At 71.1% G+C, this 12,138-nt stretch carries 8 protein-coding genes and 1 riboswitch; of the genes, 1 reads left to right on the top strand and 7 read right to left on the bottom strand.

Annotated elements, in window-relative coordinates; translation table 11 throughout:
- The first annotated feature begins 70 nt into the window (after window positions 1–70).
- Complete coding sequence (locus AB0I69_RS30525; RefSeq protein ID WP_363098944.1) at window positions 71–802, top strand: ZIP family metal transporter; 732 nt, start codon at window positions 71–73, stop codon at window positions 800–802.
- Between the two features lie 11 nt (window positions 803–813).
- Here the strand turns inward: AB0I69_RS30525 and cobI are convergent, their stop codons facing one another.
- Genes cobI through AB0I69_RS30490 form a run of 7 tightly spaced genes read right to left on the bottom strand, consistent with a single transcriptional unit; the run spans window position 814 to window position 11,768 of the window.
- Window positions 814–1,560 carry a precorrin-2 C(20)-methyltransferase gene (gene cobI / locus AB0I69_RS30520; protein ID WP_363098943.1) on the bottom strand — a complete coding sequence of 249 codons (747 nt, stop codon included), beginning with the start codon at window positions 1,558–1,560 and terminating at the stop codon, window positions 814–816.
- Entirely contained in the window at window positions 1,545–3,038 is a 1,494-nt protein-coding gene (locus AB0I69_RS30515) for a cobyrinate a,c-diamide synthase (protein WP_363098942.1), read from the bottom strand. Before AB0I69_RS30515 ends, cobI begins: the two co-directional genes overlap by 16 nt.
- A 7-nt stretch (window positions 3,039–3,045) precedes the next feature.
- On the bottom strand, window positions 3,046–3,645 hold the full coding sequence (gene cobO / locus AB0I69_RS30510) for a cob(I)yrinic acid a,c-diamide adenosyltransferase (protein WP_363098941.1): 600 nt from the start codon (window positions 3,643–3,645) through the stop codon (window positions 3,046–3,048).
- Window positions 3,645–5,648, bottom strand: a complete 2,004-nt coding sequence (locus AB0I69_RS30505; RefSeq protein WP_363098940.1) for a putative cobaltochelatase — start codon at window positions 5,646–5,648, stop codon at window positions 3,645–3,647. The genes cobO and AB0I69_RS30505 overlap by 1 nt, the downstream gene beginning before the upstream one ends.
- On the bottom strand, window positions 5,645–9,298 hold the full coding sequence (cobN, locus tag AB0I69_RS30500; RefSeq protein WP_363098939.1) for a cobaltochelatase subunit CobN: 3,654 nt from the start codon (window positions 9,296–9,298) through the stop codon (window positions 5,645–5,647). Before cobN ends, AB0I69_RS30505 begins: the two co-directional genes overlap by 4 nt.
- Window positions 9,295–10,830: a cobyric acid synthase gene (locus AB0I69_RS30495; protein WP_363098938.1), complete on the bottom strand. Its 1,536-nt coding sequence runs from the start codon at window positions 10,828–10,830 to the stop codon at window positions 9,295–9,297. The genes cobN and AB0I69_RS30495 overlap by 4 nt, the downstream gene beginning before the upstream one ends.
- Window positions 10,827–11,768 (bottom strand): cobalamin biosynthesis protein, encoded by a 942-nt coding sequence (locus tag AB0I69_RS30490; RefSeq protein ID WP_363098937.1) that lies wholly within the window; start codon window positions 11,766–11,768, stop codon window positions 10,827–10,829. The genes AB0I69_RS30495 and AB0I69_RS30490 overlap by 4 nt, the downstream gene beginning before the upstream one ends.
- Window positions 11,769–11,867: 99 nt before the next feature.
- Window positions 11,868–12,010, bottom strand: a riboswitch (cobalamin riboswitch).
- Between the last annotated feature and the right edge of the window lie 128 nt (window positions 12,011–12,138).

The raw sequence follows: 12,138 nt of genomic DNA, 5'->3' as shown, positions 1-12,138 counted from the left end.
GTCAGTGCACGTGGGGGTGGAGTGGTCCAGGATGTGCGCGAACAGGGGTTGATCGGATAGCAAGGGGACTATGGCGGTCTTCGTCGCGCTCGGCGCGTTCCTGATGACGCTGGCCGGCGGCTGGACGGCACAGCGCGTGACCGACCGCCGTCATCTCGTCCTGGGCCTGGCCGGCGGCCTGATGCTGGGCGTGGTCGGCCTCGACCTGCTGCCGGAGGCGCTGCACGCGGCGGGCCGCGAGGTCTTCGGCGTACCGGCCGCCCTGCTGCTCTTCGTGGCCGGCTTCCTCGTGGCCCATCTGGTCGAACGCCTGCTCGCCGCCCGCCAGGCCGCCCACGGCGCGGAGGAGAGCAACGGCCGGGCGCCCGAGGTCGGCCTCACGGCCGCCGGCGCGATGGTCGGCCACAGCTTCATGGACGGTGTCGCCATCGGCGCCGCGTTCCAGGTCGGCGGCGGCATGGGCACGGCGGTCGCGCTCGCGGTCATCGCCCATGACTTCGCGGACGGCTTCAACACGTACACGATCACGAGCCTGTACGGGAACGCCCGTCGCAAGGCCATCGCGATGCTGGTCGCGGACGCGGCGGCCCCGGTGGCAGGCGCCGCCTCGACGGCCTTCCTCACCATCCCGGAGGCCCTGCTCGGCGGCTATCTCGGCTTCTTCGGAGGCGTGCTCCTCTACCTCGCCGCCGCCGAGATCCTCCCCGAGGCCCACCACGAACACCCCGCACCCGCGACCCTGCTGTGCACGGTCGCGGGAGCGGCGTTCATCTGGCTGGTGGTAGGCCTGGCGGCGGCCTGATCTACGACCGGTCACAATTTCCCGCCCCGTCCGCCCTCACGCCGCGCGGGCGCGATGAGCGTGGAGAGGTACGGCAACGGCTCCCCGTCCAGCTCGGCGGCAGGCCGGATCGACTCCTCGGGCAGCCCGAGCGCCGACCCCCACACCGCGTCCTCGATCCGCCCGGTCTCCCGCAGGGCCTCGGCGACCTCGCCCGCCTGCCGCCCGAACTTGTACGCCACGACCGTCCCCGGCCCGGCCAACGCGTCCTTGAGTACGGCGGCCCCGGCGGTCACCGGTACGAGCGTGAGCGGCTCGGTCCCCTCGGTGAGAACGGCCCCGGACCGCGCGGCGAGATCCTGCATGGCGGTAATTCCGGGCACGGTCTCCACGACGACCCCCGGCACCAACTCCCCGATGGTCAGGGCGAGATAGGTGAAGGTGGAGTAGACGTTCGGGTCCCCGATGGTGGCGAACGCGACGACGCGATTCGCGCCGAGCAGCTCGGCGACCTTCGCCCCGGCGGCATCCCAGGCGGCCTCGCGCCGGGCCCGGTCGGTCCGCTCGTTGAGCGCGAACACGACCCGCAGCACCTTCTCCTCGGGCACGTAATGCAGAACGGTGGCCTCGGCCCGCCCCCGCTCCCCACTGTCCATGACCGGCACCACCACCACATCGGCGGCCCGCAGAGCATTGACACCCTTGACGGTCACCAGCTCCGGATCCCCGGGACCCACCCCGACTCCGATCAACCTGCTGCTGCTCATGACGTCCGGCACCTCTCCACGAACCGACGGGCCACACCGGGCTCGGCCGCCCAGTGCGTGTGCAGATAACTCGCGTGCACACCCTGTTGTACGAAACCTTCGACCCGCCGGTCAGGGGCGCGAACCCCCCAGGCGGGAGCCGCCCCCGAGCCGGGCTCGACGACGGTCCGATGAAACTCGTGCCCGCGCATCCGCGTCCCGGTCACGGCCAGCACACTGTCGCTCAGCGCGACGGCATCCCGATACCCCAGCGTCAGCCGCTCGCTCATCCGCGCGGAGGCATCGAGCACGCCGCACATCGGCAGCCCGTCCAACTCCCGGCACAGATACAGCAGCCCGGCACACTCGGCGGCGACGGGAGCCCCACTCTCGGCGAGGGCACCAACGGCCTTGCGCAGCGGCTCGTTGGCGGACAGCTCAGCGGCATACACCTCGGGGAACCCACCCCCGATGACCAACCCACGTGTTCCGTCCGGGAGCTGCTCGTCGCGGAGAGGGTCGAACACGACGACGTCGGCACCGGCCGCGGCGAGGAGCTCGGCGTGCTCGGCGTAGGAAAAGGTGAAGGCGGGCCCGCCGGCGACGGCAATTTTCGGCTGTTCCGGCACTTTTGAGTGCAGGCCGGCACCATCAGCCCGTCCGGCGTTTGAGGACGAGGCCCCTTCAGGGCCGAAGCGGGGGTCTGGGGGCGCAGCCCCCAGGGATGGGACGGGTAGGGGCGGCGGAGGCGAAGAACCCAAAACCTCAGCCGCATCCCAAGCCGCACAGGACAACGCACCGGCACTACGCGCCAGCGCAAGCAACGCCTCCAGATCACACCCGGCGTCCACCTGCACCCCCATAGCCGCAACGGCCTCCACCGCAGCCGACTGCCGCTCAGCGACCGGCACCAACCCCAGATGCCGAGAAGGGGTGTCTACCTGAGGGGCCCGCCGCAGCACACCCAAGACAGGAACCCCCGCAGCGTCCAACGCCTCCCGCAACAACGCCTCATGCCGATCGGACGCCACCTTGTTGAGGATCACCCCCCCGACCCGAACCTCCGGATCCCAGGAAGCAAACCCATGCACCAACGCGGCAACAGACCGAGACTGCGAAGAAGCGTCGACAACAAGAACAACCGGCGCCCGCAGCAACTTCGCCACATGCGCGGTGGACGCCAACTCCCCTTCCCCCGCAGCCCCGTCGAACATCCCCATCACACCCTCGACGACAGCGAGGTCACACCCGCGAGCCCCATGCGCGAACAGCGGCCCGACCAACTCCGGCCCACACAGATACGCGTCGAGGTTCCGCCCCACCCGCCCGGTCGCGAGCGCGTGATACCCGGGATCGATGTAGTCCGGCCCGACCTTGTGCGGAGACACGGCAAGCCCCCGCGAGGCGAACGCGGCCATCAACCCCGTAGCAACAGTGGTCTTGCCACTACCGGAAGACGGCGCGGCAACAACCAACCGAGGAACGGAGCACGGGGAGGACGAGGAAGTCACGACAGCTTCACCACTCGATACCCCGCTGACCCTTCTGACCGGCGTCCATGGGGTGCTTGACCTTGGACATGTCGGTGACGAGGTCGGCGTACTCGACGAGCTTCTCGGGCGCGTTCCGCCCGGTGATCACGACGTGCTGGTTCCCGGGCCGATCCCGCAGCACGGAGACGACCTCATCGACATCGACCCACCCCCAGTGCATCGGATAGGCGAACTCGTCCAGCACGTAGAGCTTGTAGGTCTCGGCGGCAAGATCCCGCTTGACCTGCTCCCACCCTTCCCGCGCCTTCTCCTCGTTGTCCATCTGGGAGTCGCGCTGCACCCACGACCACCCCTCGCCCATCTTGTGCCAGTCGACGGTCCCGCCCTCGCCGGAAGCCCCCAGCACCCGAAGGGCGTTCTCCTCCCCGACCTTCCACTTCGCCGACTTGACGAACTGGAACACCCCGATCGGCCACCCCTGATTCCAGGCACGCAACGCGAGCCCGAAAGCAGCGGTTGATTTACCTTTCCCAACTCCCGTATGCACAACGACAAGTGGCCGATTCCGCCGCTGACGAGTCGTCAGTCCGTCATCCGGTACGACACTTGGCTGCCCCTGCGGCATTACGCGGCCCTCCTCTGTACGTCCTTCACGAGCCCGGCGATCGAGTCGGCCCGCAACTCGCCCAGCGTCACAGCCGTACCCTCCAGCTCACCGGCCAACTGCCCGGCCAGCCCCAGCCGTACGGGCCCCGACTCGCAGTCCACGACCACGGAAGCGACCCCGTCGGCCGCGAACAACCGCGCCGCCCGCCCGGCCAGCGCGACCGGCTCGGGCCCGCCCGTCGCCCGTCCATCGGTCACCACGACAACGAGCGCCCGCCGCGCCGGATCCCGCAACCGCTCGATCCGCAGCACGTCACGCGCCTTGAGCAGCCCGGCAGCGAGCGGCGTACGCCCCCCGGTCGGCAACGACTCCAGCCGTACGGCGGCGGCGTCCACGGACGAGGTGGGAGGCAGCGCGACATCGGCCGCCGCCCCCCGGAAGGTCACCAGACCGACCTTGTCCCGCCGCTGATACGCGTCGAGCAGCAACGACAGCACAGCCCCCTTCACCGCACTCATCCGCTGCCGGGCCGCCATCGACCCGGAGGCGTCCACGACGAACAGCACGAGGTTGCCCTCACGCCCCTCCCGCGTCGCCTGCCGCAGATCGTCCCGGCGCACGACCAGCCCACGCCCGGCCCGTCCTCGGGCCAGCTGATGCGGAGCGGCCGCCTGGATGGTCGCCGCCAAGTGCAGCTTGGTGAGCGCTCCTTGGGGCCGCCGGGCACCGGTGGTGCGCCCGTGCTCGGTCCGCGCCCGCGAACGCCGCCCGGCGGCACCCTCGCCGATCCCCGGCACGCTCAACACCTTGGTCCGGAAGGGCTCGGACGCGCGTACGGGCTGCTGTTCCCCGGCGCCGGAAGGCTGCGGCTCCCCGCCCTCGCCGGCCTCGGGCTGCGCACCGGTGTCGCCCCCCTGAGGCCCGTCGGAGTCCGAGGCCGGCGGCTTCCCGCCACCTCCACCGGACCCGTCAGGACCGCCGTCCGGATCCGGATCATCGTCGGGCTCCGGCTCCGCGAACTCCTCCAACGTCTCGTCGAGCTTGTTCTCGTCAAGTCCCGGCGCGTCAAAGGGATTTCGTCGCCGCCGGTGCGGCAGCGCGAGCAACGCGGCCTGCCGTACGTCCTCGGCGAGCACATCGGTCCGCCCGGCCCACGCGGCGAGCGCGGTCGCCGTACGGGCCATCACGATGTCGGCACGCATGCCGTCCACCTCGAAGGCGGCACAGGTCGCCGCGATCTGCCGCAACGCCCCGTCGCCCAGCCGCACGGACGGCAACAGCGCACGCGCGGCGATGATCCGCGCCCGTACGGAGGACTCCTCGTCCGCCCAGCGCGTGGTGAACCCTTCCGGATCGTCGTCGTACGCGAGCCTCCTGCGCACCACCTCGACCCGCTGGTCGGGCTCCCGCGAGGCCGCGACCTCCACGGTCAGGCCGAAGCGGTCGAGCAACTGCGGTCGTAGCTCGCCCTCTTCGGGATTCATCGTGCCGACGAGCAGGAAGCGGGCGGCGTGCCGGACGGAGACGCCTTCGCGTTCGACGTACGACGCGCCCATCGCGGCGGCGTCCAGCAAGAGGTCCACGAGGTGGTCGTGAAGGAGATTGACCTCGTCGACGTACAGGATCCCCCGGTGCGCGTCGGCGAGCAGGCCGGGCTCGAAGGCCTTGACGCCCTCGGCGAGCGCCCGCTCGATGTCGAGGGCGCCGACCAGCCGGTCCTCGGACGCACCGACCGGCAACTCGACCATGCGGGCGGGGCGTTGGGCCCCGGGCCCGGTCTCGTGCGGCCCGTCCGGGCAGGCAGGGTCGGGCGCGGCCGGGTCGCAGGAGAAGCGGCAGCCGGGGACGACGGCGACCTCGGGCAGCAGCGCCGAAAGGGCGCGTACGGCCGTCGACTTGGCGGTGCCCTTCTCGCCGCGCACCAGCACACCGCCGACCGCCGGTGACACGGCGTTCAGCAGCAGCGCGAGCCGCAGATCGTCCTGGCCGACAACGGCCGTGAACGGAAAGGGAGTTGTCACTGGTCGTCGCCCTCCAGGTCGCCTTCGAGCTCCAGGTAGGTGGCCCGCAGTCGTTCCAGCGTGTCCGCGTCCGGCTCGGCCCACAGACCGCGCTCGGCCGCTTCGAGGAGCCGTTCGGTGATGCCGCGCAGCGCCCACGGGTTGGACTTCTTCATGAAGTCCCGGTTCTCCGGGTCGAAGACGTACTCGGCGCTGAGCTTCTCGTACATCCAGTCGTCGACGACCCCGGCCGTCGCGTCGTACCCGAAGAGGTAGTCGACGGTCGCCGCCATCTCGAAGGCGCCCTTGTAGCCGTGCCGCCGCATCGCCGCCATCCAGCGGGGGTTGACGACCCGCGCGCGGAAGACGCGGTGGGTCTCCTCGCCCAGCGTGCGGGTCTTCACCTGGTCCGGTGTCGCGGAGTCGCCCACGTACGCCTCGGGGCTGGCGCCCGTCAGGTGTCGCACCATGGCGACCATGCCGCCGTGGTACTGGAAGTAGTCGTCCGCGTCGACGAGATCGTGCTCGCGGGTGTCAACGTTCTTGGCCGCTACGGCAATTCGCCTGAACGCCGTCTCCATGTCCCCGCGCGCCGCCCGCCCGTCCAGCCCGCGCCCGTACGCGTAACCACCCCAAACGGCGTACACCTCGGCGAGGTCCGCGTCGCTGCGCCAGTTCCGCGCGTCGATCAACGGCAGCAGCCCCGCGCCGTACGCCCCCGGCTTGGAGCCGAAGATACGGGCCGTGGCCCGGCGTCGGTCGCCGTGCTCGGCGGTGTCCTCGTCGGCGTGCTTGCGGACGTAGTTGGACTCGGGCGGCTCCTCCAGCTCGGCCACCGCCCGCACCGCGTCGTCGATCAACGCGACGACGTGCGGGAACGCGTCCCGGAAGAAGCCGGAGATCCGCACCGTGACGTCGATGCGAGGCCGGCCCAACTCCGTGATGGGCACGATCTCGAAGCCGGTCACCCGGCGCGAGGCGTCGTCCCAGACGGGACGGCAGCCCAGCAGCGCGAGGATCTCGGCGATGTCGTCACCCTGGGTGCGCATCGCCGACGTACCCCACACCGTGAGGCCGACGGACGTGGGGAACTCGCCGTTGTCCTGGAGGTACCGCTGCACGAGAGAGTCGGCCAGCGACTGCCCGACCTCCCAACTCAGCCTGGACGGAATGGCCTTGGGGTCGACGGAGTAGAAGTTCCGGCCGGTCGGCAGGACGTTGACCAGACCACGGGTCGGGGAGCCCGACGGGCCCGCCGGGACGTAACCCCCGTTCAGCGCCTTGAGGATGTGGTCGATCTCGTCGGTGGTGCGGGTGAGCCGGGGCACGACCTCGTCGCAGGCGAACTCCAACACCGCTACGGCGTCCGGGAGTTCGGTGCCGATGACGGCGCGGACGAGCGCCGGGACGGCCGTGACGTCCCACTCCTGGGCCTCCATGCCCTCCGCGAACCGGCGGCACAGCTGCTCCAGCAGGTCGATCGCGTCGGCGGCCGAACGGGCGGGCCCCTCGACCAGGTCGCTCAGCTCCACCGGCACCTTCAACGGCGCACCCGGCTCGGCCAGCAACTCCTTCTCGCCGAGCCCGAAATGGGCCGCCAGCGAGGCCCGCAGCCCCGGCAGTGCGTTCGCCTGCCCGCCCCACACCTGCGAGGCGCGCAGCACGGCGAGCACGAGGTTCACGCGCGCCTCGCCGACCGGACCGCCGCCGAGAATGTGCAGCCCGTCGCGGATCTGCACGTCCTTGATCTCGCACAGATAGCCGTCGATGTGCATCACGAACTCGTCGAACGCCGCGTCGTCCGGCTGGTCGTCCACATGCAGGTCGTGGTGCAGCTCGGCCGCCTTCACCAGCGTCCAGATCTGCGCGCGCACGGCCGGTGCCTTCGTCGGGTCCAGGTCGGACACGAGGGCGTACTCGTCGAGGAGTTGCTCCAGCTTCGCCAGGTCGCCGTACGTGTCGGCACGCGCCATCGGCGGCACGAGGTGATCGACGACCGTGGCGTGCCCGCGTCGCTTGGCCTGGGTGCCCTCGCCGGGGTCGTTGACGATGAACGGGTAGATCAGGGGGAGTTCACCGAGCACGGCGTCCGGCGCGCAGCCGCTGCTGAGCCCAAGTCCCTTGCCCGGCAGCCATTCCATGGTGCCGTGCTTGCCCATGTGGATGATCGCGTCGGCGCCGAAGCTGTTGTCCAGCCAGCGGTACGCGGCCATGTAGTGGTGCGACGGCGGCATGTCGGGGTCGTGGTAGATCGCGATCGGGTTCTCCCCGAAGCCGCGCGGCGGCTGGATCATCACGACGACGTTCCCGAACTGCAGGGAGGCGAGCACGATGTCGTCGCCGTCGACGTAGAGGTTGCCGGGCGGCTCGCCCCACGCGTCCAACATGCCCTGCCTGAGGTCCGGTTCGAGCTTGTCGAACCAGGCCCGGTAGTCGGCGAGCGGCACCCGCGCGGGCGCGGCGGCCAGCTGCTCCTCCGTCAGCCACTCCACGTCGTGGCCACCGGCGTTGATGAGCCGGTGGATCAACTCGTCCCCGTTGTCCGGGTGTCCGTCGACCCCGTACCCGGCGTCCCGCAGGGCATCAAGCACTCGAATCGCCGACGCGGGCGTGTCCAGACCGACCGCGTTGCCGACCCGCGAGTGCTTCGTCGGATAGGCGGTGAAGACGACCGCGAGCTTCTTCTCGGCGTTCGGCTTGTGCTTCAACTTCGCGTGCCGTACGGCGATTCCGGCGACCCTCGCGGCCCGCTCCGGGTCGGCGACGTAGACCGGGACGTCGTCCGGACCCTGCTCCTTGAAGGAGAACGGGACGGTGATCAGCCGCCCGTCGAACTCCGGGATCGCGACCTGCATCGCGGCGTCCATGGGGGAGAGGGCGGCGTCCGAGGCCTCCCACGCGGCCTGCGAGGTGGTGAGGCAAAGCCCTTGCAGGACAGGGATGTTGAGGATGTTGAGCGCCTCGATGTCCCAGGCCTCCTCGTCGCCGCCCGCGGATGCCTCCGAGGCGTGCGTGCCGCCGGCCGCGAGGACGGTGGTGATCAGCGCGTCCGCTCCGTCGAGGAGCTCGTACACGCCCGACTCGGCGCCGCGCAGTGAACCGCAGTACACGGCAAGGGCGTTGGCGCCCTTCGCCTCGATCTGGTCGCACAGGGTGTCCACGAAGGCGGTGTTGCCGCTCAGTTCGTGGGCGCGGTAGAAGAGCACGGCGACCGTCGGGCGGACCGTGTCGAGTTCGGGCTCGCCGTGGACCCCGTACTCGGGCATCTCCTGCGGCGCTTCGAAGCCCTCGCCCGTGAGCAGCACGGTGTCGGAGAGGAAGCGGGCCAGTTCGGTCAGGTTCTCCGGGCCGCCCTCGACGAGATACCTGAGCGCCTCGGCCACCACACCCGCCGGCACCGACGACTCGGCCATCAACTCGGCGTCGGGGACGGTCTCCCCGCCGAGCAGCACGGTCGGAATCCCGGACGCCTTCAGCGCGGCGAGCCCGTCCTCCCAAGCACGCTTGCCGCCGAGCAGGCGCACGACGGCGACGTCCGCGCCCGCGACGAGCGCGGGCAACTCGGCCGTGACGTCCACCCGGTTCGGGTTGCCGATCCGGTACGCGGCGCCGGAGGCCCGGGCCGCCAGCAGATCCGTGTCGGCGGTCGACAACAACAACACTGTGCTCATGCGGGCGCTCCCGGTGGAATGAAAGGCAGTCCTTGTGGCGCGCCGGACTCGATGAGCCGCCACAGCGCGTCCGTGTCCGCGTGCTGTTCGATGAGGTCGCCGAGCCGGTCGAGCTGCTCCTCGCGCAGCGCGGCGAACGAGGTGGCGGGCGCCGGCACGAACCGGCGGCCCGCGGCGGCCGCCACCTCGCGCAGGAACGCCCGCCGGAACCCGTCCGACTCCAGCGAGCCGTGCCAGTGGGTACCCCAGGTCTGACCGACCCGGCACCCGTCCAAGCTGTGTCCATTGTCATCAGAGATGAACCGATCCCCGCCTACGAGTTCGGCGACCCCGTGATGGATCTCGTACCCCTCGACCTGCTCGCCGAGGGCTTCGCCGACGGGCCTGGTGAGGGTCTTCTCGCGAGCGAACCGCACACGCAGCGGCAGCACCCCGAGCCCTTCCACAGCCCCCTGCCGACTCTCGACCTCGTCCTCGATGTGCTCGCCGAGGATCTGAAAGCCACCGCAGATACCGAGGGTCGGCCGCTGCTCGGCGGCCCTGCGCACGAGGGCGTCCGCAAGTCCCCGCTCCCGCAGCCACTCCAGCGCCTTCACCGTCCCCCGGGTCCCGGGAATGACTACGAGGTCCGCGTCGGCCAACTCCTCCGGCCGGTCCACGAACCGCACCACCACACCCGGTTCGGCGGCCAGTGCGTCCACGTCGGTGAAGTTGGACATGAGGGGGATCGCGCAGACGGCGACGCGCAGCACGTCCTCGCCGACCGGCGGCGCGGTGTTCGACTCGCGCACGGTGCCGCGCAGCGAGATCCGCAGCCCGTCCTCCTCGTCGATCCCGAGCCCGTGCTGGAACGGCAGCACGCCGTACGTCCGCCGCCCGGTGAGGCCGAGCAGCATCTCCAACCCCGGCTCCAGGAGCGACACATCACCGCGGAACTTGTTGACGAGGAACCCGGCGACGAACGCCTGGTCCTCGGGGCTGAGCAGCGCGACGGTCCCGAAGAAGGAGGCGAAGACGCCCCCGCGGTCGATGTCCCCGACGACGAGAACAGGCAGTCGGGCATTGCGCGCGATGCCCATGTTCACGATGTCGGTCCGCCGCAGATTGATCTCGGCGGGCGAACCGGCCCCCTCACAGATCACCGCGTCATACGTGCCCCGCAACGCGGCGAGACAGTCCAACACCGTGCCGAGCAGGGCCTCCTGCCGCCCGCCGTGATAGCCGCGGGCACTCATCTCGCCAACAGGCTTGCCCATGAGGACGACCTGACTGGTCCGGTCGCTGCCCGGCTTCAGCAGCACGGGATTCATCAGCGCGGTCGGCTCGATCCGGCACGCCTGCGCCTGCATGGCCTGCGCCCGCCCGATCTCGGCACCCTCGCGCGTGACAAAGGAGTTGAGGGACATGTTCTGCGCCTTGAACGGCGCGACCTTCACGCCCTGCCGCACCAGCCACCGGCAGATCCCGGCGGTGACGACACTCTTCCCGGCGTCCGAGGTGGTGCCGGCCACCAACAGCCCGCCGCCGCTCATGACTTCCGCCCCTTCACGAGCAGCCGCCCGGCGACACTGACGCCGAGCGCGAGCAGACCGACGCGCCGGGACAGCCGTACGGCCCGGTCGATGTCCGGTACGGCGACGGGACGCCCGTCCCCGTTGAGTACGGGCCGGTGCTCGACCCGCCCGCCGTAGGACAGAGTCCCGCCCAGCCGTACCCCGAGGGCGCCCGCGAAGGAGGCCTCCACGGGACCGGCGTTGGGGCTCGGGTGTTTGTGGGCGTCGGTGCGCCAGGCGCGGGCGGCACCGCGCGGGTCGGTGCCCGCGACGGTCGCGAGGGCGGCGGTGAGGCGGGCGCCCGGCCAGCCGGCCACGTCGTCGAGGCGGGCCGAAGCCCAGCCGTAGCGGCGGTACTTGGCCGACTTGTGGCCGACCATGGCGTCGAGGGTGTTGACGGCCCGGAATCCGAGCAGGCCCGGGACGCCCGCGATGCCGCCCCAGACCAGGGCGCCCACCACCGCGTCGGACGTGTTCTCGGCGACGGACTCGACGACGGCGCGGGCGATCCCGTCGGCGTCGAGGGCCTGCGGGTCCCGCCCGCAGAGGTGGGGGAGCCGGGCCCGCGCACCGTCGATGTCCCCGGCCTCCAGCGCGCGCCCGATGACTCCGGCCTCGCGCGCGAGCGAGGTCCCGCCGACGACGGCCCAGGTCGCGGCGGCGGTGAGTGCGGCAGAGGCCGTACGAGAAGGCCGTAGGGCCGAAGTGGCCGCGGCGGCGAGGGTGATGGTGCCGCCGACGCAGACGGCGGTGTGCAGGGCGCCCCAGCCTCGGTGGTCGCGCCACAGCAGGCGTTCCACGGCACCGGCGGCCTGGCCGAACGCGGCCACCGGATGCCCACGGCGGGGATCGCCGAGCAGGTGGTCGCCGAGAAGGCCGGCGGCGGCGCCGTACGCGAAGACGCGATCGGCTCGCATCGGCTCAGCCGATCGCTGGGTCGGACACTGCGGGGGTACGGGACCTCGAACGGCAGCCGAGCATGGCGATATGTCCTCACTCAGGGTGTCCACGCCCTGGTTCGACGAGACCGGCGGTGAGAGTTCCTGGCTCCCGGGGCTACCTACCCCGGTGACAGTGGCGGGACCGCGCCGGATTCACACCGGCTTCCTCTCCTGCCGCCGTACATGGCTCCGGCAGTCCACCACGGTGTTGGAAGAGCCGTCAACTTGCTGTTGACCTGCGAGGGAGGAGTGTGCTGATGCCCACACGCGGGCGGTCGGAGCGGTCACGGCCCTGCGCTGAGAGCCCGGTGAGTCCCTGGGCGTGAGCGTCCAGCCGATCCAGCAG

The organism is Streptomyces sp. NPDC050508, from assembly GCF_040655155.1.
Classification (GTDB): domain Bacteria; phylum Actinomycetota; class Actinomycetes; order Streptomycetales; family Streptomycetaceae; genus Streptomyces.
This window is presented reverse-complemented; position numbering and strand designations above follow the sequence as displayed.